The sequence below is a fragment of the Caproiciproducens galactitolivorans genome, from assembly GCF_004768785.1.
Taxonomy (GTDB): domain Bacteria; phylum Bacillota; class Clostridia; order Oscillospirales; family Acutalibacteraceae; genus Caproiciproducens; species Caproiciproducens galactitolivorans.
Genome location: NZ_SRMQ01000008.1, coordinates 38,760 through 61,063, shown reverse-complemented (window position 1 = coordinate 61,063; position 22,304 = coordinate 38,760). Strand labels below are relative to the sequence as shown.

Annotated in this window: 28 protein-coding genes; all 28 read left to right on the top strand. The window is 47.8% G+C overall.

Annotated features, from left to right (window positions below; translation table 11 throughout):
* The first annotated feature begins 104 nt into the window (after positions 1-104).
* The 28 genes from CAGA_RS12680 to CAGA_RS08795 all read left to right on the top strand — a co-directional run bounded on the left by CAGA_RS12680 (position 105) and on the right by CAGA_RS08795 (position 22,120).
* Positions 105-1,124 carry a stage III sporulation protein AA gene (locus tag CAGA_RS12680; protein ID WP_167875197.1) on the top strand — a complete coding sequence of 340 codons (1,020 nt, stop codon included), beginning with the start codon at positions 105-107 and terminating at the stop codon, positions 1,122-1,124.
* The gene (locus CAGA_RS08925; RefSeq protein ID WP_243113007.1) at positions 1,111-1,539 is read left to right on the top strand and encodes a stage III sporulation protein AB; all 429 of its coding nucleotides are present in this window, start codon (positions 1,111-1,113) and stop codon (positions 1,537-1,539) included. Before CAGA_RS12680 ends, CAGA_RS08925 begins: the two co-directional genes overlap by 14 nt.
* A 16-nt stretch (positions 1,540-1,555) precedes the next feature.
* Positions 1,556-1,750 (top strand): stage III sporulation protein AC, encoded by a 195-nt coding sequence (gene spoIIIAC / locus CAGA_RS08920; protein WP_135659997.1) that lies wholly within the window; start codon positions 1,556-1,558, stop codon positions 1,748-1,750.
* Between the two features lie 3 nt (positions 1,751-1,753).
* Entirely contained in the window at positions 1,754-2,149 is a 396-nt protein-coding gene (locus CAGA_RS08915; RefSeq protein ID WP_135659995.1) for a SpoIIIAC/SpoIIIAD family protein, read from the top strand.
* Complete coding sequence (locus tag CAGA_RS08910) at positions 2,146-3,285, top strand: stage III sporulation protein AE (protein ID WP_135659993.1); 1,140 nt, start codon at positions 2,146-2,148, stop codon at positions 3,283-3,285. Before CAGA_RS08915 ends, CAGA_RS08910 begins: the two co-directional genes overlap by 4 nt.
* Complete coding sequence (locus CAGA_RS08905) at positions 3,282-3,761, top strand: stage III sporulation protein AF (protein ID WP_167875195.1); 480 nt, start codon at positions 3,282-3,284, stop codon at positions 3,759-3,761. The genes CAGA_RS08910 and CAGA_RS08905 overlap by 4 nt, the downstream gene beginning before the upstream one ends.
* Positions 3,748-4,338, top strand: coding sequence for a stage III sporulation protein AG (locus CAGA_RS08900; RefSeq protein ID WP_135659989.1), 591 nt, complete (start codon positions 3,748-3,750; stop codon positions 4,336-4,338). The genes CAGA_RS08905 and CAGA_RS08900 overlap by 14 nt, the downstream gene beginning before the upstream one ends.
* 24 nt (positions 4,339-4,362) lie before the next feature.
* Entirely contained in the window at positions 4,363-4,941 is a 579-nt protein-coding gene (locus tag CAGA_RS08895) for a SpoIIIAH-like family protein (protein WP_135659988.1), read from the top strand.
* Positions 4,942-5,131: 190 nt separating this feature from the next.
* Positions 5,132-5,545, top strand: a complete 414-nt coding sequence (nusB, locus tag CAGA_RS08890; RefSeq protein WP_135659985.1) for a transcription antitermination factor NusB — start codon at positions 5,132-5,134, stop codon at positions 5,543-5,545.
* Complete coding sequence (locus CAGA_RS08885) at positions 5,538-6,461, top strand: tRNA (adenosine(37)-N6)-threonylcarbamoyltransferase complex transferase subunit TsaD (protein ID WP_167875194.1); 924 nt, start codon at positions 5,538-5,540, stop codon at positions 6,459-6,461. Before nusB ends, CAGA_RS08885 begins: the two co-directional genes overlap by 8 nt.
* A gap of 3 nt (positions 6,462-6,464) precedes the next feature.
* Positions 6,465-7,682, top strand: coding sequence for an exodeoxyribonuclease VII large subunit (xseA, locus tag CAGA_RS08880; RefSeq protein WP_207669569.1), 1,218 nt, complete (start codon positions 6,465-6,467; stop codon positions 7,680-7,682).
* Positions 7,679-7,894: an exodeoxyribonuclease VII small subunit gene (xseB, locus tag CAGA_RS08875; RefSeq protein ID WP_135659983.1), complete on the top strand. Its 216-nt coding sequence runs from the start codon at positions 7,679-7,681 to the stop codon at positions 7,892-7,894. The genes xseA and xseB overlap by 4 nt, the downstream gene beginning before the upstream one ends.
* The gene (locus CAGA_RS08870) at positions 7,887-8,774 is read left to right on the top strand and encodes a polyprenyl synthetase family protein (protein ID WP_135659981.1); all 888 of its coding nucleotides are present in this window, start codon (positions 7,887-7,889) and stop codon (positions 8,772-8,774) included. Before xseB ends, CAGA_RS08870 begins: the two co-directional genes overlap by 8 nt.
* Positions 8,775-8,901: 127 nt before the next feature.
* Entirely contained in the window at positions 8,902-9,210 is a 309-nt protein-coding gene (rplU, locus tag CAGA_RS08865; RefSeq protein ID WP_135659979.1) for a 50S ribosomal protein L21, read from the top strand.
* Between the two features lie 5 nt (positions 9,211-9,215).
* Positions 9,216-9,530: a ribosomal-processing cysteine protease Prp gene (locus tag CAGA_RS08860; RefSeq protein ID WP_135659977.1), complete on the top strand. Its 315-nt coding sequence runs from the start codon at positions 9,216-9,218 to the stop codon at positions 9,528-9,530.
* A 3-nt stretch (positions 9,531-9,533) separates the two neighbouring features.
* Positions 9,534-9,818, top strand: a complete 285-nt coding sequence (gene rpmA / locus CAGA_RS08855) for a 50S ribosomal protein L27 (protein WP_135659975.1) — start codon at positions 9,534-9,536, stop codon at positions 9,816-9,818.
* 114 nt (positions 9,819-9,932) lie between these two features.
* Positions 9,933-11,204 carry a GTPase ObgE gene (gene obgE / locus CAGA_RS08850; protein ID WP_135659973.1) on the top strand — a complete coding sequence of 424 codons (1,272 nt, stop codon included), beginning with the start codon at positions 9,933-9,935 and terminating at the stop codon, positions 11,202-11,204.
* 52 nt (positions 11,205-11,256) lie between these two features.
* The gene (locus CAGA_RS08845; protein ID WP_135659971.1) at positions 11,257-11,649 is read left to right on the top strand and encodes a Mini-ribonuclease 3; all 393 of its coding nucleotides are present in this window, start codon (positions 11,257-11,259) and stop codon (positions 11,647-11,649) included.
* Positions 11,650-11,665: 16 nt separating this feature from the next.
* Complete coding sequence (locus CAGA_RS08840) at positions 11,666-12,586, top strand: YitT family protein (protein ID WP_135659969.1); 921 nt, start codon at positions 11,666-11,668, stop codon at positions 12,584-12,586.
* 296 nt (positions 12,587-12,882) lie between these two features.
* Entirely contained in the window at positions 12,883-14,223 is a 1,341-nt protein-coding gene (locus CAGA_RS08835) for an RsmB/NOP family class I SAM-dependent RNA methyltransferase (protein WP_135659967.1), read from the top strand.
* A gap of 93 nt (positions 14,224-14,316) precedes the next feature.
* Positions 14,317-15,387 carry a branched-chain amino acid aminotransferase gene (locus CAGA_RS08830; protein WP_135659965.1) on the top strand — a complete coding sequence of 357 codons (1,071 nt, stop codon included), beginning with the start codon at positions 14,317-14,319 and terminating at the stop codon, positions 15,385-15,387.
* Between the two features lie 106 nt (positions 15,388-15,493).
* Complete coding sequence (locus CAGA_RS08825) at positions 15,494-16,324, top strand: RluA family pseudouridine synthase (protein ID WP_167875193.1); 831 nt, start codon at positions 15,494-15,496, stop codon at positions 16,322-16,324.
* A gap of 150 nt (positions 16,325-16,474) precedes the next feature.
* The gene (locus CAGA_RS08820; protein WP_135659961.1) at positions 16,475-17,302 is read left to right on the top strand and encodes a basic amino acid ABC transporter substrate-binding protein; all 828 of its coding nucleotides are present in this window, start codon (positions 16,475-16,477) and stop codon (positions 17,300-17,302) included.
* A 74-nt stretch (positions 17,303-17,376) separates the two neighbouring features.
* Positions 17,377-18,105, top strand: a complete 729-nt coding sequence (locus CAGA_RS08815) for an amino acid ABC transporter permease (protein WP_135659959.1) — start codon at positions 17,377-17,379, stop codon at positions 18,103-18,105.
* Entirely contained in the window at positions 18,092-18,826 is a 735-nt protein-coding gene (locus CAGA_RS08810) for an amino acid ABC transporter ATP-binding protein (RefSeq protein WP_135659957.1), read from the top strand. Before CAGA_RS08815 ends, CAGA_RS08810 begins: the two co-directional genes overlap by 14 nt.
* 78 nt (positions 18,827-18,904) lie before the next feature.
* On the top strand, positions 18,905-19,798 hold the full coding sequence (locus CAGA_RS08805; protein WP_135659955.1) for a zinc dependent phospholipase C family protein: 894 nt from the start codon (positions 18,905-18,907) through the stop codon (positions 19,796-19,798).
* Between the two features lie 13 nt (positions 19,799-19,811).
* The gene (locus CAGA_RS08800) at positions 19,812-20,270 is read left to right on the top strand and encodes an S-ribosylhomocysteine lyase (RefSeq protein ID WP_135659953.1); all 459 of its coding nucleotides are present in this window, start codon (positions 19,812-19,814) and stop codon (positions 20,268-20,270) included.
* Between the two features lie 311 nt (positions 20,271-20,581).
* On the top strand, positions 20,582-22,120 hold the full coding sequence (locus CAGA_RS08795; protein WP_243113005.1) for a peptidoglycan DD-metalloendopeptidase family protein: 1,539 nt from the start codon (positions 20,582-20,584) through the stop codon (positions 22,118-22,120).
* Positions 22,121-22,304 lie beyond the last annotated feature (184 nt).

Sequence of the window (22,304 nt, the reverse complement as noted above, 5' to 3'; positions counted from 1 at the left end):
GTAGAAATATACCGATGCTTCGCGGGACTTCTCCCGCGGGGCATTTTTTTGTTCTAACATGCCCTAGTTGTCCATATCTATGTAGTGAAAGGGAGGACAAGTAAATGGAGAACAATAGTAACCCAAGATTTGACTCGGCGGCAAAAGCTGTGTACGGGAAAATCGGCAAATATTTTTTACAGCTTCCGCTGGAAATAAAAAGCCAGGTGCAGGAATTGCGTATTCGTGTGAATAAGCCGGTTTCTATTTGCTGCATTAAAGGGATTTATTTCTTTAACCAGAACGGTACGTTGGTCTGCCGCCCCGACAGCAACACGCTGATCGCGACAAAGGAAGATATTGACGAGTGCTTCCGGAATCTATGCAGCTACTCAATTTACAGCCATCAGAATGAAATACGCAACGGGTATGTTACGCTGGTTGGGGGACACCGGGTCGGAATCAGCGGCACCGCCGTTTTAGAGAACGGGGAAATCAAAGGCTTAAGGGATATCTCTTCCATTAATATCCGAATTGCGCGGGAGATTTCCGGTTCGGCAAACGCGCTTTTGGTCGGCTTAAAAAATAATGTGTCCGACGGCTTGCTGATTGCAGGTCCGCCGGTAAGCGGGAAAACAACCATTTTGCGGGACATCGCCCGCCAGCTTTCAAGCGGTTTGCTTGGAAATATCCGGAAGGTGGCCGTTATTGACGAACGTGGGGAATTGGCGGGCACCTACATGGGGGTGCCGCAGAATGATCTGGGCGTGTGCAGCGACATCCTGGACGGGTACCCGAAGGCGCAGGGGATTATGCAGGCAATCCGCTGTCTTTCCCCGGATTACATAATTTGCGATGAGCTGGGGGGATATGACGAAGTTAGCGCGGTGCAGCAATGCCTGAATGCGGGAGCGGTCATGATCTCCTCCATCCACGCCGGCAGTTTGGAAGAACTCTTAAAGAAGAAACAGGCGGTAGACCTTTTGAAAACGGGCGCTTTCGGCAATGTCGCCATCCTGGATAGGAAAATGGAGCCGGGGAAAATTGCAGGAATCTATAAGGCGGGTGAGTTGCTTGCTAAAATTCACGGGGGCTATGTTCCTGATTGCGGCAGGGGCGATGGCGGGATATATGGAGTCGCATAGGTTGGCGTTAAGAGTGGAGCGCCTTGAGGGCTTTCTGAAATTCCTTTCCGCGGCACAGACGGAGATTCGGTTCTCGGCGCGGCCAGTTGACCAAATCGTAAGAAGATATGGAAACGAACTTCCCTTTCTGAAAGCATGCGCGAATTGCTTTGAGAACGGCACGGATTTCTTTACTGCCTGGCAGCATGGTGTCAACCACAGCGGTTTGTGCGACAAGGACAAAGAACTTTTCAACGGATTTGGCAGAAGCTTTGGAACAAGCGATACGGAAGGTCAGGTTTCACACTGTGCGCTGTATTACGAGCTGACCTCCCTTAGCCTGAAAGAGGCAAAGGAAGAAAAAGACAGGAAATCAAAGCTATACCAAATGTTTGGCATATTTTCCGGAATGGCGGCGGCATTGCTGTTGTGCTGAAATTGGAGGAATGGAAATGGATGTGGATTTAATTTTTAAAATTGCGGCAATCGGGATCATTGTTGCCGTATTAAACCAACTGCTGATTCGCTCCGGCCGGGAGGATCAGGCAATGATGACGACGATTGCCGGACTCATTGTCGTACTGATGATGATTGTTAAGCAAATAGACCTGCTGTTTAAGTCTATTAAATCCATATTCGGTTTATAAATTATGAATATCGTAGCAGTAGCAGGAATTTCGATCATCGCAGCCATTCTGTCTGTGATGATGAAACGCTATCATCACGAGTATTCTGTAATCATCAGTATTTGTGCCGGACTCATCATCCTGTTTGAAATAATGGCCAATGTTTCGCCCGCGGTACAACAAATCCATACCCTGCTCGACAGCGCGGGGATTTCCTCCGAATATGCCGCAATTTTGTTGAAATCACTCGGCATTTGTTTTTTGGCGCAGTTCGCGGCGGATTCCTGCCGCGACGCAGGAGAAAGCGCGCTCGCCTCTAAAGTGGAGCTCGCGGGGAAGGTTGCCATCGTCGTTTTATCTCTTCCGCTTTTTGAAAAAATTGCCAGTACGGCTGTCGACTTGATAGGAGGAGGACGATGAAAAGGATTGCATGCTTTCTTCTTACCCTGTTTTTTTTATCCGCTTTTCTTCCACAAGCTTATGCGGCGGAGAATCAGGAGAAGTATTATCAGCAGCAGCTGGAACAGAGCGGTGCGGAGGATTTGCCCTACAAGCTGCCGGAAGAAACCCGGAAAGCGCTGGAAAACCTCGGCATAGAAAACGCGGACTGGAAAAGCATCTCCTCGATTACGCCGCAGAACTTTTTTGAACATATCCTTTCCGTAGCCGCAGGAAAAACCGGCGCGCCGTTCAAAGCGGCGGTTTCCGTGGTTGCCGTTATGCTGCTGTGCGCTCTGCTGGACGGCATGAAGCTGTCCTTCGGGGAAAAAGCGCTGGGCGGGGTCATTGGAATGGTGGCCACGTTGTGCATCAGCATTATCGTAATCAATCCGATTGTATCTTGCATTGTGAATGCTGCCACGGTAATCCGTGCGGCGGCAGGCTTCCTTTTAGCCTGTGTGCCCGTTCTTGCCGGCATTATGGTAGCAGCCGGCCAGTCGGTTTCGGCAAGCTCCTATAATCTCTTGATGGTTGCAGCCGGAAATGTGATATCCCTTTTATCTGCGAATATTCTGGTGCCGCTGATGAATATTTTTCTGGCTCTTTCCATCGTGTCCGCCGTGTCGCCGAATATGAACCTCAACGGATTGTGTGAAGCGTTCAGTAAGTCGGCAAAATGGATTATGGGCTTTTGCATGACCGTATTTACCGGATTGCTTACCATACACAGCATTGTCGCTACCGCAATGGACACAGCGGGAACGCGTGCGGCGAAGTTTGTTGTAAGTAGCTTTGTTCCGGTGGTGGGAAACGCTTTAGGGGAAGCGCTGTACACAATTAACGGATGCGTAAAAATGCTGAAATCGGGTGTCAGCGCCTTTGGGCTTCTTGCCGGATTATGCATTTTCCTGCCAATCCTCATCGAGTGTTTGATCTGGCTTATCACTATTCATATTTGTGCGGGAATCGGAACGATATTTTCGTTAAAGGAAATAACCATGCTTTTAAAAGCGGTCGTGAATGTAATCGAGACTCTGCTCGGGATTATTTTATGCTGTATGGCAATCCTGACGGTTTCCACGGCCGCCATGCTGATTATCGGAGGGGTGTCATGAATGCGGTAAGAGAGTGGTCGGCGGCAATTTGCCTGACCGCGTTGGTTGCAACGTTTCTGCAGAGCCTTGTCCCGGGCGGTTCCATGGAACGTATGGTGCGCTTTGTGCTCGGTGCGTTTATGATCTGTGCGATTATCGTGCCGCTCGCAAAGACGGCGCCTCAGATCGGAACATGGTTTCAAGTGGATACGCCGAGCCGGTCAAGCAGTCCGTTTGTGGGGACGGTCGACAGGCAGATCTCCGAAGCGGCGCAGGAAAGCATTCAAAATCTGGTCATTACGGAGTGCCGGAATATCGGCGTAAAATGTAAAAATGTTCGTGTGTTTATGGATACAAACGAAGATGGCAGCATATCAATTAACAAGGTTGTTGTGATCCTGGCAAAAGGGTACAGGTCGGATTGTGAAAAGGCTTCGGCTCATTTGCAAAAGGTTTTGGGACTTAAAACGGAGGTAATCGCTGATGAAAACGGATAACAGCGGTTTCAAGGAAGAAAAAGAATCTTTTTTTACGAAGCTGGCGGAAAATGAAATGTACCGCAAAATCGTGATTGTGGTTGGGTTGGTCGGAATTGCGTTAATTTTACTTTCCGGGCTTTTAAAAAATGATCATACGGAAGCCAAAACCGTTTCTTCGCCAACGGAGATATCCGCCGAACAGTATGCCGCGCAGCTTGAAACCAAGCTGACGGAAATTGTAACGCGGATTCAGGGCGCAGGTTCTGCAAAGGTCTTGGTCACCCTTGAGCGGGGAACGCAATATGTGTACGCGACAGAGGAAAAGAAAAGCAATAAGACAACGCAGGATAAATCCGACGGCACCACAACAAAAAACGAGGCGAACGACAATACGGAAACCACCTACATATTGGTTAAAGACGCTGACGGCGCACAGAGGGCGCTTGCGGTTACCGAGGTTCAGCCCATCATAAAGGGTGTGGTTGTAGTCTGTGACGGGGGTGACGATCCGACCGTTCAGCAAAACGTAATTTCGGCTGTTACGACAGCGCTGGATATTAGTTCTGTGCGAGTATGTGTAATAAAAGCAAAATAATTTTAAACAGGGGGAATACTTTCTATGACTATGGGAAAGCGACAGCTTGTTCTTGCGGCTTTAATTGTGGCACTTGGCGCGGCGGTTTATCTGAATTGGCAGTTTTCCGGCAACAGCCCGTTGATCGCAACCAACACGGTAGCTTCGACGGCGGGGCATGAGCTTGGCGAAGCGCAGCTTGCGGATGCGCCGATGTCCGGAAATTCGAAATCGACGTCGTCCGTCTCTCAGTCCAAAAAGACAAACGCATCTGCGGACACATATTTCAGCGAAGCGCGTTTATCCCGGCAGAAATCAAGGGATCAGGCGGTGGAGCTTCTGGAAAAGGTTTTGGCGGATTCCAAATCGAACGACGCCGCCAAGAAGGAAGCGGTGAATCAGGCTGCCATGATTGCGCAGAACACCCTTCGAGAAAACAATGCGGAAAACCTGATTAAAGCGAAGGGCTTTCAGGACTGCCTCGTGTTCATTCAGAATTCGGAATGCAGCGTTGCGGTAAAAACCAATGAATTAACACAGAATAACGCAATCGTTATTAAAGATATTGTTTCCGGTCAAAGCGGAATAAGCTATGACAAGATTAAAATTGTGGAAGTCAAATAATCCCTTGTTTTCGCCCGTATTACCGTACATAGAATCTTTCCTTCCTTTCTGTTCGGATAAAATATTGATTCTAGTAAAGATTGTGGTATAATGTTAGCGTGGATGTTTGAAAATATAATCAGCGAAAACCCTCCACATACCCGTGGAGGGTTTTTATTTTAAATGAGGTTAAAGGTACGGAGGAAGGTAAATGAAAAGACGTGAAGCGAGGGAACAGGCATTTGTTCTGATCTTTGAAAGAAGCTTCAGCCACGATACGACCGAACAGATTATTGACGCGGCAGGCTTATGCAGCGACATCATTATTGATGATTTTGCCAGGAGAATCGCCGTCGGCGCGGAACAGAATGAGGAAGCGATAGAAGCGCTAATTGAAAAAAATATCCGCGGATGGAAAATGAACCGGCTTTCAAAAGTTTCCCTTGCGCTTTTAAAGATGGCAATTTATGAGATAATGTTTGAAAAAGACATTCCGGTCAATGTGTCCATCAATGAAGCGATAAACATTGCAAAGAAATACGGTGGCGCCGATGATGCCCCCTATATAAACGGCGTGCTGGGTTCCGTCGTAAAAGATCTTGGTGATAAAGTTGCACGTGAATAATACGCTTGGTATCGATACCAGCAATTACACAACCTCTGCGGCGCTGTTTCAAAACGGGGAGATAAGGCAGGAGAAAATGCTGCTGCCCGTAAAACCGGGTGAGCTTGGCCTTCGCCAGAGCGACGCGGTATTTCACCATGTTCAGCAGCTTCCCGTTCTTCTGGAAGCCCTGCTGCCTAGCAGGCAGCCGATTGCTGCCGTGGGTGCTTCAAGCCGGCCGCGCGATCTGGAAGGCTCTTATATGCCATGCTTCACAGTCGGCTTTGGAACGGCGAAAGCAATTTCCCGGGCTCTTGGCGTTCCGATGGTTACGTTTTCCCATCAGGCGGGGCATATCGCCGCCGCTTTGTATTCCGCCGGGAAGTTGTCCCTGTTGCAGGAGAAATTTATTGCTTTCCATGTTTCCGGCGGCACAACCGAAGCGGTACTGGTTACGCCGGATGAGAAGTCTGTGTTTCGTACGGAACTGCTTGCCCAGTCACTCGACTTAAAAGGCGGACAGGCTGTTGACCGGGTGGGCGCCATGCTCGGCCTTTCCTTCCCCGCGGGAAAGGAACTGGAGCGGTTAGCGCAGCAAGCGGATATCCGTTATAAGATAAAGCCGTCGCTGAAAGGGGCGGATTGCTCGCTTTCCGGCATTGAAAATAAATGCAGGGATATGTTACAAATGGGAAAACCGAAAGAAGAAATTGCGTCTTATTGTTTGCAGTCGATTCTGGTCGCGCTCAATGCAATGGCAGAGGAGCTGCTAAAGCGATACGGCGAGCTTCCGCTGTTGTTCGCGGGGGGCGTCATGTCAAACGGAATGATTCGCAGGGTGCTGACCGAGAAATACGGGGCTTATTTTGCGGAGCCGGCTTTTTCTGCGGACAATGCGGCTGGAATTGCAGTTTTAACCTCGCTAAAGGGGGAATAGTACATGTTGGTTTCCCCAACTGTGCTCAGCGTTACACAGTTAAATACGTATATCAAGTCCTTATTTGAAGGCGACGAGCGTTTGAATCATGTGTTTCTAAGCGGTGAGATTTCGAATTTTACCAATCACTATAAATCCGGCCATTTGTATTTATCGCTTAAGGATGACCGATGTGTGATTCGCGCCGTTATGTTTGCGCAAAATGCGCGGCGGCTTCGCTTTATGCCGAAGGATGGAATGAAAGTGATCGTTCGTGGCAGGGTGAGCGTATATGAGCCTTCGGGCCAGTATCAGTTCTATATCGAGGATATGCAGCCGGATGGTCTGGGCGCTTTGAATATGGCGTTTGAACAGCTGAAGGCAAAGCTGGCTGCGGAAGGCCTGTTTTCCGCACAGCGTAAGAAACCACTTCCAAGGTTTCCGAGACGCATCGGCGTTATTACTTCACCGACCGGCGCGGCGGTACACGATATTACCACCATTCTGGCCCGGCGGTACCCGCTTGCCGAAATTGTTTTCTGCCCGGTACTGGTTCAGGGGGAAGGGGCGGCTCCTCAGCTTGTGGATGCCCTGGAGCGTTTTAACCGCCTTTCGTGCGCAGACGTGATCATTTTTGGGCGCGGCGGCGGTTCGCTGGAGGATTTGTGGCCCTTTAATGAAGAATGCGTTGCGCGGGCGGTAGCCGCATCCAAAATACCGGTTATTTCGGCAGTCGGGCATGAAACCGACTTCACAATCTGTGATTTTGTTGCGGACCTGCGCGCTCCTACGCCGTCGGCTGCCGCTGAACTGGCCGTTCCCGACGCGGCCGAACTGAAGACTTTTCTCAGTAGCTGTGCCGCGCGGCTGAAAGAATGCATGGAACATCAAATACCCGATTTAAGGCGTAAGCTTGCTGTGCTGACATCATCCTATACTTTTCAAAGGCCGCAGAACCGGATTGAGATGGAACGGATCCGGGTCGACCAGCTTCATGAGAGATTGCTGGCTAGCATTTACCAAAAAGCGGCGGAGGCAAAGCTGGAACTGCGAACAGCAAGCGGAAAGCTGAATGCCCTCAGCCCGTTGGCAACACTTTCAAGAGGGTATTCGATTACCTACAACCATCAGCAGCATATCGTTTCAAAAATTGCGAGTGTACAAGAAGGCGAACGGATTTCCGTGCTTTTAAAGGACGGAAAGCTGCATTGTCTGGTCGAAAGCGTGGAGGGAAAAACATGAATAAGAAAATGACCTTTGAGGAAGCCCTTACGAAACTGAGTGAGATAGTAAGCCGCATGGAAAGCGGGAATGAACCGCTGGAAACCTCTTTGAAATTATTTGAAGAGGGCTCCGCGCTTGCTGCTTTCTGCTATGATAAATTACAGAACGCGGAGCAGAAAATCAAACAGATAACGGAGTATAAAGAAACCGGCGGTGACGAAGATGCTTAATCAGCAAGTGAATGAGACAGTAGAACTGGTTGACCGGAAACTGGAAGAATACCTTCCGCAGCAAGATATTATGCAGGCGGATTTAATAAACGCCATGCGTTACAGCCTTTTGAGCGGCGGGAAAAGAATCCGGCCGCTGCTGTTGCTGGAATTTTGCAGAATCTGCGGCGGAGATGTACACGCTGCGCTTCCGTTTGCCTGTGCAATCGAAATGGCGCACACCTATTCATTGATCCATGATGACTTGCCTTGTATGGACGATGACGATATGCGCAGGGGTCGCCCTTCAAACCATAAGGTATTCGGCGAAGATACGGCCCTGCTTGCGGGTGATGCGCTGCTTACGTTGGCTTTCGAAACTATGCTTTCGGAAGAATCGGTCCGCCTGGTGGGAGCCGAACGGGCGGTTGCCGCTGCCGGAATCCTTGCCCATGCGGCAGGGGCTTATGGAATGGTCGGCGGACAGGTTGTCGACCTTATGAGCGAAGGACGGGTTATATCCCTGAAAACCCTGCAAGAGATGGACGAGAACAAGACCGGAGCGCTGATTTTAGCGGCGGCGAAAATGGGATGCGTTCTTGCGGGAGCCAATGAAAGCCAGCTAAAAGCGGCCGAAAATTATGCCAAAGCGATCGGGCTAGCTTTTCAGATCGTTGACGATATTTTGGATGTTACCGGTGATTCCGAAACCTTGGGCAAACCGGTCGGAAGCGACGATGAAAACAGTAAGTGTACCTATGTTACCCTCATGGGGCTGGATAATGCGAAAATAAAAGCGCTTGAGCTGACGGATGCCGCCGTCAGAGCCTTGGAAGGCTTTGAAAGCGGTACGGAAGTCCTGTCCCAGTTAGCAAGGGAGCTTGTGTCGCGCGATAAATAGAAATTTCCCATAAATGTTGACAAAATTGACGGCATATGATATCATGTTTAAGCCGCATATTACGGGCTAAAAGTGGGAAACCCGCCTGGTAGTAGCGAGATTATAGAAAAGGTAGGACCTTTTAATCATGTTTGCAGTGATTGAAACAGGTGGCAAGCAATATAAGGTACAGAATGACGATGTCATTTATATCGAAAAGCTTGCTGCGGAAGAAAACTCTACCGTCGACTTTAAAGTGATAGCGCTTGACGGCGACGACGGACTCAAAATCGGCACTCCGTATATCGATGGAGCCAAAGTTATCGGTAAAGTTCTGAAAAACGGTAAAGCGAAAAAAATTACGGTTTTCACTTACAAACCCAAAAAGGGCCAGAAACGCAAGATGGGCCACAGACAACCTTACACGAAAGTGCAGATTACCGCGATTAATGCGTGAATATCATGATTAGTGCAGAGTTTTTCATCCGGCCGGACGGCGAACTCATTGGTTTTTCGATTACCGGTCATAATGGAGTGGCAGGAAGGGATATTGTTTGCGCTTCGGTTTCTTCCGCTGCGTATATGACTGCCAATACCATAACGGAAATTATGAAAGCGGATGCCCAGGTCGCCGTGGAGGATGGGTATATGCTTGTAAGAATTTCGCCACAGGAAGTTAAAAACTGCCGCAATATCCTTGCGGGCTTTAAACTTCATTTGCAGGAACTTGAGGAACAGTATCCTCAGAATATTCGCGTAAGCTATACGGAGGTGTAAAGAATGCTAAAGATAAATATTCAGTTATTTGCTCATAAAAAAGGAATGGGTTCCACCAAGAACGGCCGTGATTCCGAATCCAAGCGCCTTGGCGTAAAGCGTGCCGACGGTCAGTTTGTACTTGCCGGTAACATCCTTGTTAAGCAGCGCGGCACACATATTCATCCGGGCGAGAACGTCGGTATTGGCTCTGACGATTCCCTCTTCGCACTGGTTGATGGCCGTGTAAAATTTGAACGCCTTGGCCGTGACCGCAAAAAGGTCAGCGTTTACGCAGTTGAGCAGTAAAGCCAATTCAAGTAAATGAAAATCCCGGGCTGGTTTGCCCGGGATTTTTTGACTTAATGGCAAAAATTATGATATACTAATTTTATAGTTTGAAAGAATGGCGGTAAGCTCAGGATGTTTATAGACAGTGCGAAAATTACGATTAAAGCCGGGGATGGCGGCGCCGGAAAGGTAGCCTTCCACCGCGAAAAGTTTATTGCGTCCGGCGGACCGGACGGCGGTGACGGCGGCAGAGGCGGCAACATTGTTTTTCAGGTGGACGATAATCTCTCTACTCTTGCCGATTTCCGCTATAAGCGCAAATATGTTGCCCAAAACGGGGAAGACGGCAAAGGCGGCCGGTGTTATGGAAAAAAAGGCGAAGACCTAGTTATAAAAGTCCCAAGAGGAACGCTTTTAAAAGACGCCAAAACGGGCAGATTGGTTGCCGATATGTCCGGCGACGAGCCGCAGGTTATTGCCAGAGGCGGCCGCGGCGGCTGGGGAAATATCCATTTCGCAACGGCGACACGCCAAACGCCACGCTTTGCAAAGCCCGGTATGCCTGGGGAAACGATGGAGCTCGTATTGGAATTGAAGCTTTTGGCGGACGTCGGGTTGGTTGGCTATCCAAATGTGGGGAAATCCACGCTGGTCTCCGTTGTCAGCGAAGCAAAGCCGACGATTGCCAATTACCATTTTACCACGATTACTCCCGTTTTAGGCGTTGTGCGCATGGGGGAAGGCCAATCGTTTGTCATTGCGGATATCCCCGGGCTGATAGAAGGGGCCGGGGAAGGAGCCGGACTGGGCCATCAGTTCCTTCGCCATGTGGAACGGTGCAGGATGCTTGTGCATATTGTTGACGTTTCGGGCAGCGAAGGTCGTGACCCGAAGCAGGATTTTCAGACAATCAACGCGGAATTAAAGAAATTCAACCCGGAGCTTGCAGAAAAACCAATGCTTGTTGCCGGAAACAAATGCGACTTGGCAACGGATGAACAAATAGAAAATTTCAAGAGCTTTGTGGAAAAACAAGGCTATGAATTTTTCCCGATCATGGCGGCAATCCGCTATCAGGTGGATCCTTTGCTCAAGCGAATTTTGGAATTGCTCAGCAAGCTTCCGCCCGTCAAGCGTTTCGATCCGGAGCCTGTGCCTTTGACGCCGGCGGAAACAACCAACCGGCACGAAGTGAAGGTGACAAATCGGGACGGTGTATTTGTTGTTGAAGGCGAATGGCTTGTACAGGTTATTAATTCCGTGAATTTTGACGATTACGAGTCCCTGCAGTATTTCCAGCGCGTTTTAATCAATACCGGTGTAATTGATGCGTTGCGTGAGGCCGGTATTCAAGAAGGGGATACTGTCAATATTTACGATATCGAATTTGACTTTATGGAATAGTCCTGTTTGCAATGTAGAGAACAGGCAGGATTCTTGGGGTTGAGGTGTTTATTTGGAACGATTATATAATGCGGATTGCGACCCGAAGCAGTTAAGCCCTTTGACGCTTGCCTTTATTGGCGACGGGGTTTTTGACCTTCTTGTGCGGGAACGGCTTGTCTGCCAGGGAAATTGCCCGGTCAATGCCCTGCATAAAAGCGCAGTTGCTCAGGTTTGCTGCAAAGCGCAGGCGGAAGCTTCAAAAAAGCTTCTTCCGCTTTTAACGGAGGAAGAAACAGAAGTGTTCCGCCGGGGCCGCAATGCCCATGTTAACCATGTACCTAAAAATTCGTCCATAGCCGATTACCATGCGGCAACCGCTTTTGAGGCGCTTTTTGGTTATATTTATTTAACCGGGAACATGGAAAGGCTTCGTGAGATATTTAGTATTATGTGCGGCGAATAGCACGGGAGGGGATGCCATGCTTTCTGATGCTCCAAAAACGAAAATAATTGAAATTTTAAAAGATAATTTGTTTTTTCTTGTCGGCAGTTTGATCTATGCCGTTTCAGTCGATGTTTTTACCGCTCCAAACCATATTGCGCCGGGCGGGATTACCGGTGTCTGCACAATGATAAACTATATATGGCATTGGCCGATTGGCATGACCGGCCTGCTTTTCAATATTCCAATCTTTATTTGGGCAATTATGGAGATCGGATATAAGCTTGTTGGGAAAACGATCATTGCTACTGTGTTTGTATCCGTTGCGATCGACGTAATTGCAAAAGTTTTGCCGCATTATACCGGTGAAAAGATGGTGGCCGCGCTTTTCGGCGGGTTGCTGGAAGGGGTCGGCCTTTCTTTGGTCTTTATGCGCGGAGGCACAACCGGCGGTACGGATATGATCGCCCGGCTGCTTGGCAGAAGACTTCGAAATTTTTCCATGGGAAAGCTGATGCTGGGGATCGATTCGGTAATTATTCTTACTTCGGCGATCGTCTATGGAAGTATTGAAAGCGCATTATATGCGGTAATAGCCATATTCGTTTCCACCAGATTAATCGATTCCATTCTTTATGGTACGGATACGGGAACCGGAAAGCTCTTATTTATCATATCGAAAGAAAACGATGAGATCACGAAGGATATTTTGGAAATGGATCGCGGCGTTACGATTTTAAAGTCGCGCGGTGCTTACAGCGGAAGAGAAGGGGAAGTTTTGCTTTGCGCGGTTCGCCGGTATGAGGTTGTGAAGGTAAAAGATATTGTGCGTTCCCATGATAAGAATGCGTTTATGATTGTTGGAGAAGCCGGTGAGATTTCCGGAGAGGGTTTCCGCCAAGTGAAAGCGGAAGATAAAACTTTAAAAGAATTGATTGCGAATGTAAAAAAGAAATAGGAAACAGGCGGCTTTGTAGGATCTACAAGCCCGCCTGTTTCTATAATACCCTGTTGTAATTCGTTTTAGTTGTCTCTGCAATTGTTGGCAGAATTTTTTGTTGATTGTGTGGCGTTGTTGTTCGTGCGGTTGGAACCATTGCTGTAATTTTCTTTTGTGTTGGAGCTATGGTTCATGTCGGGCCTGGAAGCGCGATTACTTTCGCTCGACTTCGAAGATTGTTTATCCAAGGTATTCACCCCCTTTAGTGTTTATTCTTTGTACTTGCGGATAAAATATACCATTTAAAACGGGAGATGTTGGATTTGGTTGAACTTCCACAGAAATTTAAGGAGAAAATGAAAGAACTGCTGGGAGAGGAATACGATGCCTTTTTCTCCTGTTATAAAGAACCACATTATCGTGGGATTCGGTTAAACCCGCTCAAATGCGATTTGAAAACATTAAAGGCCGCTCTTCCGTTTTCGATTCAGCCTGCCCCGTTTTCGCCGATGTCTTACTATGTGCCGGAAGATGCGCCAAAGATCGGGCAGCTGCCGATGCATCATGCCGGTGCTTTTTATTCCCAGGAGCCTTCCGCCGCCAGCGCGGTAACTGCTTTGGATCCGCAACCGGGGGACGTTGTTCTCGATTTATGCGCCGCGCCCGGAGGGAAATCTACACAGATTGCTTCCCTTTTAAATAGGCAGGGTTTGCTATGGTCCAATGAAATTGTAAAAAGCAGGGCAAACATATTGCTTTCCAATATGGAACGTATGGGCGTAAAAAACGCTGTGATTTCTTCCTGCCACCCGGGAATACTTTGTGAAGGCCTGGCCGGATTTTTTGATAAAGTGTTGGTGGACGCGCCATGCTCCGGGGAAGGAATGTTCCGCCGGGACGAGCAGGCGATTCAGGATTGGAGTCCGGAGCATATCGAAGCCTGCGCAGTCCGGCAGCTGGCAATCCTGCTGAGCGCTGCGCAGGCGTTGAAGGAAAACGGCATCCTTGTTTATTCCACCTGTACTTTTTCAAGGGAAGAAAATGAAGGTGTTATCGAAGCGTTCTTAAAGGAGCGGGACGATTTTACATTAATCGACCGGAATTTGCAGTTCGGACGTCCGGCATTGCTGCCGGAAGCACGCCGTATTTTCCCAATGGATAAAGGCGAAGGGCATTTTGTCGCGGTTTTGCAAAGGCTGTCAAAAAATGATGCGTATCCAAAACCGTATTCCCCGCAGAGCCTTGCAACAAGCAGGGAAATGCAGGAGTTCTATTCTCAGATTTATCTTTCCAAACAGGATGGCAGGATTGAACAGGTTGGAAAGCACCTTCTATTGCTGCCGGAGCATTTGCCGGATTTGAAGAACTTGGGGGTAATCCGAGCAGGGCTTCTTCTGGGGGAGCTAAAGACTAAACGTATTGAACCCGCGCACGCGGCGTTTATGGCGGCGAAGCCCAAAGAATTGTGTTCCGTAATCAATTTTCCGCATGATTCGGCGGAAATTTACGCGTTTCTTCGCGGGGAAGAAATTGCGGTTGACGCAAGCTATAAGGGCTACACGGGCGTGGCGGTTGATGGCGTGCTGACCGGGTTTGGCAAATGCTCGAACGGCCGGTTGAAAAACCATTATCCGAAAGGACTACGAAACAATTAAAAGTGATTTCTGTCGCTTTAAGGCACTAAAGCTTGAAATCGAAGGGAAATAATGCTATAATAATCGGTAATTAATTTGAAAGAGGGCATTACAATGCAGGAAATCAGAGTTGAACTGACAGACCATCCGAAACCGAAGCCAACGGCTGCAGATAAACTTGAATTCGGTACGTTTTTTACGGATCATATGTTTGTCATGAACTATGACGAGGGAGAGGGCTGGCACGATGCCAGAATTGTCCCGTTTGGACCGATTGAGCTGTCACCGGCGGCAATGTGTTTGCATTATGGTCAGTCTGTTTTTGAAGGAATGAAGGCTTATCGTGCGGTTGATGGAAGGGTTCTTCTATTTCGCCCGGATAAAAACATGGCGCGTCTGAATTCTTCCAACGACCGTCTCTGTATTCCGCTGATTGATGAAAAATTCTGTGAAAAAGCGATTGAAAAGCTGGTTTCGATTGAAAAGGATTGGATTCCGTCCGCGGAAGGAACTTCCCTTTACATTCGTCCTTTTATTATCGGAATTGATCCCCATATCGGCGTACATCCGGCGCGGCATCTGGTGTTTATCATTCTCTGCTGTCCTGTGGGCGCGTATTATCCGGAGGGGTTGAATCCGGTTAAGATCTATGTTGAGAAAAATTATGTCCGCGCGGTAAGGGGTGGTATGGGCTATACAAAGACGGCCGGGAACTATGCGGCTTCCCTGAAAGCGCAGGACGAAGCGGAAAAACAGAATTACACGCAGGTGCTTTGGCTTGACGGTGTGGAACGGAAGTACATTGAAGAAGTCGGTACCATGAATGTATTTTTCGTCATAGGGGATGAAATTGTTACCCCGGAGCTGCAGGGGTCCATTCTTCCCGGCATAACCCGTATGTCTTCGATTGAGCTGTTAAAATCCTGGGGTATGAATGTAGTGGAACGCAAGATTTCCATTGACGAGCTTGCAGAGGCTGCCCGGAACGGCCGGCTGAAGGAAGCTTTCGGAACCGGAACGGCTGCGGTTATTTCCCCGATCGGCCATTTGAAGTGGGGCGATGAGATTATGGATATCAATAACGGCGAAATCGGTCCGATTTCCCAACGTTTGTATGATACGCTCACAGGTATTCAATGGGGCAAAATAAAAGATACATTCGGCTGGACCGTAGAAGTGAAATAATCTAGGATAAGGAAGAAGAGGCGGCGGCTTAAGCTGCCCCTTTCTATTTTTCAATGTTATGCGTGAATTAAGCTTTACCGTACCAGTTGAATACGATGGGATAAGTGTGAAGAGTTTCCTGCGCGGATACTGCGGAATATCCGCAAGGCTGATGGTCAGGCTAAAGCGTGAGCCGATGGGCATTACGAAAAATGGCTTGCATGTGATTGTCACTCAGACATTAAGTGCCGGGGATGTGGTAAGAATACGAATGCCGGATGACAGAAAACAGCCTGAACCGGAGGATCGGCTGCTGTCCGTTGTCTATGAGGATGAGGATTTGCTGATTATTGATAAGCCCGCGAATATGCCAATGTATCCTGCGCCGGGGCATGACCGGGACAGCCTTGCCAACGCGGTTGCCGCTTATCATCTCCGTCGAAACGAAAGGCTGGCGTTTCGGCCGGTATATCGGTTGGATAAGGATACAACCGGCCTTGTCGTTCTGGCGAAGAACCCTTATTGCGCGGCTCGCCTTGCGGGAAATATTGAGAAAGAATACATGGCAATATGCGAAGGCGAATTTTCCGGGAGCGGTACGATTGATGTACCGATTGCCTTAAAGGAAGGACATACCATCCAGCGCACGGTTACACCCTGCGGGGAATCTGCCGTCACGCATTGGCGCGTCCTTTGCACAGGCAGGGGGTACACCTTTGTTTCCTTTCGCATAGAAACCGGGCGCACGCACCAAATCCGCGTGCATATGTCCCATTTTGGACACCCTCTGGCCGGGGACGATCTGTACGGAGGGCACCTGGAATTCCTTTCAAGGCAGGCACTGCATTGCACAAATATACACTTTGTCCATCCGGTTTCCGGTCAGGACCGGCGCTTTACTTGCGCATTGCCGAACGATATGAAAAAACTGCTGGAATGGAGCGGTATGGTAAAGTAAACAAAAAAGAAAACCAAAAGCGAATCATACCATATGAATTCATAAAAATGCATATTTTCTTTAAAATATGCTTGATCAATGTATAATTATGCGGTATAATACATTCGTACTGAAAAGCAAATAAATGAATTTGATATGGGGGATAAAATTATGAAAAAGTTTTCAAAGCTTGCGGCATTTCTTCTTGCAATGGCGCTAACGGTTTCCATGGTGGGCTGTACACAGTCCGGAACAACGAGCGGAACAGCCAGCACGGGTGCCGCCGCTACAAGTGTGGAAAAAATTAAGGCGGACGGCTTTGTAACCATGTCTACAAACGCGGAATTTGAACCGTTCGAATACAAGGATGCCGATAACATTGTTGGGATTGATATTGATATTTCCAACAAAATCGCGGAGAAACTTGGCGTTAAGCTGAAAATAAACGACGTTGCTTTTGATTCGCTGGTAGCGGAGCTCAGCACCGGAAAAACCAATTTTGTTGCGGCCGGCATGACGGCGGACGAAGACAGAAAGAAGAATGTGGATTTTTCCGATACGTATTTTGACGCCTCCCAGTCAATTATCGTTTTAAAGGGCAGCCCGATCAAAACCCGGATAGATTTGAACGGCAAAAAGGTTGGCGTACAGCAGGGGACAACCGGGGATTCCTATTGCACAAACGAAAAGGGAACAAGCGATATTAAGGTTGCTTCCACGGAGCGCTACAACAAAGGCGTAGACGCAATATCCGATTTGCTCAACGGCAAAATTGACGCGGTCGTCATTGATGATTTCCCCGCTAAGAAATTTGTTGAGAAAAACCCAGACAAACTGGTAAAGCTTGACGAGGCCTTAACCGTTGAAAAATACGCGATCGCAGTTCCGAAGGGCGACAAAGAAATGCTGAAAGTGGTAAACGAAGTACTTGCCGATTTAAAATCCAGCGGCGAGCTTGATAAAATAATTGATAAATATAAGGCGGCTCTTGGCGCTTAATCTACAGCATAATAAAACGCAGGGTCAGCGGCACCGCTGCCCTGCTTTTCCAGTTTATAAAACGGGGGTACAATATGAATTCTCTGCTCGCGGCCATTCCGCTTTCGTACTTTTCTGAGTTTCCTCAGAAGTTTTACGATGCTTTTATTGAAAAAAACAGGTACCAGTACATTGTAGACGGACTTGGAAATACATTAAAGATTACTTTTTTTGCAATTATCATCGGTATTGTTTTGGGAACGATCGTAGCCTTGATTAAAACGGCGCATACAGACAATCCGAAGAAACTGCGGATATCGAATGCCATATGCACGTTCTATCTGACGGTTATCCGCGGAACGCCGATTATTGTTCAGTTGATGATCATGTGGTACATTGTATTCCAGTGGTCAACCAATCGTATCGCCGCCGCAATACTGGCATTCGGGATTAACTCCGGCGCATATGTCGCCGAAATCATCCGCGGCGGAATCCAGTCCGTTGACAAAGGACAGGTGGAAGCCGGACGTTCGCTGGGGCTGAATCAGCGCGATACCATGGTAAAAATCGTTTTTCCCCAGGCATTGAAAAATGTATTGCCTGCAATCGGCAATGAGTTTATCGCATTGGTAAAGGAAACTTCGGTAGCCGGTTATATAGCGATTCAGGATTTGACAAAGGGCGGCGACACCATCCGCAGCATTACGTATGACGCCTTTACGCCCCTGTTGGCCGTTGCGGCAATTTATCTCTTAATTGTTGTCGGCTTGACAACCCTGCTTGGAAAACTGGAAAGGAGGCTGCATAGAAGTGATTACCGTTAAAAACTTGAGGAAAACCTTCCACACCCTGAACGGCGATCTGGATGTTTTAAATGGAATTAACCAGAATATTGAAAAGGGAGAGAAAGTGGTTATCGTCGGCCCGTCCGGTTCCGGAAAAAGCACCTTCCTGCGCTGCCTGAATCTTCTTGAGCAGCCGACAAATGGGGAAGTTTGGTTTGAAGGAACACAAATCAATGTTCCGGACTGTAATATCAATCAGTTGCGCCAGAAGATGGGAATGGTGTTCCAGCACTTTAATTTGTTTCCGCATTTAACGGTGCTTCAGAATATCACGCTTGCGCCGGTTACTTTAAAGTTAAAGACACAGCAGGAAGCCGAACAGGGAGCAATGCAGCTTTTGGAGCGCATCGGCCTTGCGGACAAAGCGAAGGCATACCCGGTTCAGCTTTCCGGCGGCCAGAAGCAGCGTATCGCAATTGTGCGCGCGCTTGCGATGAATCCGGACGTAATGCTGTTTGACGAACCGACCAGTGCGCTGGACCCGGAAATGGTTGGCGAAGTGTTGCAGGTTATGAAAGAGCTTGCCGCCGAGGGGATGACCATGGTGGTTGTTACCCATGAAATGGGCTTTGCCCGTGAGGTTGCCACCCGTGTCCTTTTTATGGATAACGGGCAAGTTTTAGAGGAAGCGGAACCGCAGGAGTTCTTTGAGCATCCTAAAAATGCGCGGCTTCAGGACTTTTTGTCCAAAGTCCTTTAAAAACCAATTTGAATATGCTAAAATAAAGAGCACGGTTTGCCGTGCTCTATTTTTTTTTAAAGGCAGGTAACTTTGTCTATGCCGGCTGCAATTACGCATTATTTCCATGCGCAAAGGGTTTTCGAAGAACTGAAAAAAAGTGATCCTAAATTTACGGTAATACAGGATGCTTTCTTTTGGGGAGCCCAGGGGCCTGATTTTCTTTACTGCTATCGCTTTTTCCCCTGCCGGAAAGACAACATCCTGAACGAATACGGTTTAAGGCTCCACGAGGACAATCCGTCCAAGCTGTTTACCGCAATGCGGGAATATTTTGAGGCATCCGGCCAAAAGGAAATCCTACGGTCTTATTTATCCGGCTTCCTTTGCCATTATTCGCTGGACCGAACCTGCCATCCGTTTATCCGGTTTGAAACTTCCATCCTTTTGAAAAGGCAATCGGAACAGAATGAGAGTATCCTGCATAACGAAATTGAGTCCGCTTTGGACACAATCCTGCTTCGTTACGAGACGGGTTTGCTTCCGATAGAATTTAATTTGAAAAAAACCGTGCCTAAGAACAAAACCGTACGGTCGCAAATTGCAGATTTGTATGCGTTTCTGTTGGAACGTTTATACGGTCTTACAAATGCGGGTGTTCCGCTTTTACAGGCCACTTCGGATTGCCGGAAAGCCTTTGGATTGCTTAATGACCGGACGACGATGAAGAAAGCGCTGGTGGAACGCTTGGAAAAAAAGAGCGGTAAGCGCACTTATTCCTGCCACTTTCGGAGTATCAGCGAAGGGGATGCATTTGATTATGCGAACATTCTGCATTCCCGATGGAGCTGGCCGATTGGGTGTGGGAACGAGAGGGAGGAAAGCTTTCTGGAGCTTTACGAGCAGTCTGTTCAAGAAAGCATTGCATTCATTCCTGCTTTTTTCAAGACAAATGATTATGGAAAACTGACAGGGGAAACCCCCATGTTTTAAAGGAGATCTATGTATGGAAAAGATAGCGAGCTTTTGTGTTGATCATAATAAACTTTTACCCGGAATCTACATTTCCCGTATTGACGGCGATATTGTAACCTATGATATCCGTATGAGAAAGCCAAATGTTCCCCCATTCCTGGAAAACGCGGCATTGCACACGATTGAGCATTTGTTTGCGACATTTTCCCGCAATGGAAAATTCAAGGAACAGGTTATTTATTTTGGGCCGATGGGCTGCCGTACCGGATTTTATTTTTTAGTGCGGAACATGGACAGCATGGATGTTGTTCAGCTCATAAAGGATGCTTTTGCATTCATTGCAGATTTTGAAGGGGAAATTCCGGGAGCTTCCGCTGTAGAATGCGGCAATTATCTGGAACATGATCTGGAGGGAGCAAAGAATGAGGCAAGGGAATTTCTTCCCATCATTGAGGGATGGTGCGAGGAAAATCTTAGGTATTTAAGCTAAATCCTCTTTGTTATATTGTTTCCGATCTGTTAAATTTTTACCAATGGGTTGCAAAATTGTTACTTTTGTTATATCATAAAATTAAAGGTGTTACAAACCTGTAACAATTTAACGGCCTGAAAGGATTTTGTTTCATGCAGCTCCCTCAGCTAAGTGGTTTGTATAGCAAATGTCAATTTACCTGCCGTGGGGCAACTGAAAATGCAATCAAGTTTCTATATATAACCGGTATACAGTCTGTTCGGATCTTAAAACGTGTACGCCGCAGACTTTCTCGCTTTTTTCGGCCTTTTACCAACCTTGTCAAATCCTTGTACGCTGCCTATATCGGAAAGCGCATTGCAAATTTAAAAGAAGAATGTTCATCAATACGGGAAGGCTTTACCATTGCCCGCAGAAGAATTGAAGAGGCAAAAAAGGTCGGTCTGTCCCATGTGTTCCATGAGTATATCATCGTAACGGCGAAGAGCTTTATTCGCCATAAGGGCTTTGTATGTTCCATCCTCAATTTAGCGGCACCTATTGGCGCTGCTTTTTTGCTTGGATTTACGATTCGTTACTGGACGGGTCTGAACTATGGTTTGGTACTCGCGTATGACGGGAAAGAAGTCGCCACGATTCAGAACGAAAAGGTTTTTGAACAGGCAAGCGAAATGGTGAGCCAGCGTATGGTTCATGATACGGCTGACAGTAATATAAAAATTAATGTTACGCCTACTTTTCGGCTTGCGGTTGTAGACGCGGGGACGGTTTCGCCTGTTAATACCGTTTGCGATAAGATTATCCAGCAGTCGAACGGAATCATAGAAGAAGCCAGCGGCCTTTACGTGAACGGCGAACTGATCGGCGCGGTGAAAAGCAGCGCGGATCTGCGTTATATGCTTCAGAATATTCTGAATAAGGCAAAGGGAAACGATATGAACGCAACGGCTGCTTTTATTCAGGACGTGGAAACCATAAACGGACTCTTTCCGACCACGTCCATCATGACCCCGGAAGCCCTAAACAAAATCATAACCGGAACGTCTAAGTCCGCGGTAACTTATACGGTAAAAGAAGGGGACACGGTTACATCGATCGCAAAAGCAAACCATACAACGATTGCTGCGCTCAACAAGATTAATAATAATCAGCTTGGCGATAATCTTATGCCGGGGGATTTAATCAATCTTGAGGTTGCGGTTCCCATGCTGAATGTTCAGATCGTGAAAACCGTCACCTATCAGGTCCCTCTCTCTTATAAAACCGTTACGATTCCTGACGATTCCCAGTACACGGATTACTCCAAGCTGAAAAACGAAGGAATAAACGGTGTACAGCAATGCGTCGATAAAATTTATTATATAAATGGTATGGAGTCCAAACGTGAAATCGTCAGCAGGACGGTCGTAAAGCCTTCTGTTGATAAAGTTGTAATTACCGGCACCAAAAAGCGACCTTCCATCAGCAGCCTTGGCGTCAGCACCGGCAGCCTGATGTGGCCGGTACCGTCCCTGCATACGATCACGACCTATTTCACATGGCGCTGGGGCGTATTCCATAGCGGAATCGATATTTCCGGCGGTAGCGCTTACGGGAAAACGATTGTCGCTGCGGACGGCGGTGTTGTTATTTCGGCCGGCTGGGACAGCGGCGGCTATGGCAACTGCGTAAGAATTAACCATGGGAATGGATTGACTACTTTATACGGGCATGCAAGCAAAGTTTTGGTATCGCCGGGGCAGCGGGTATCAAAGGGGCAGGCAATCGCGCTTGTTGGCAGCACTGGAAATTCTACCGGCCCGCATTGCCATTTTGAAGTAATTAAACGCGGCACCAAGGTGAATCCGTTAGGCTATGTTTCGCGGTGATTTTTAACCGTTCTGTTTTATTTTATTAGTCGGATCGGTTTCAATACTTGGGAAATGAAGGTGGATTGCCCGGAATCCCTTTCGTTTCCCAAGCGAGTTCTTGACTTTTGAAAGTTTGTGTATTATTATCATTAAGTATGTAATGATAATTTATCCATATTTTCCGCGGCAATTTTTTCTATTG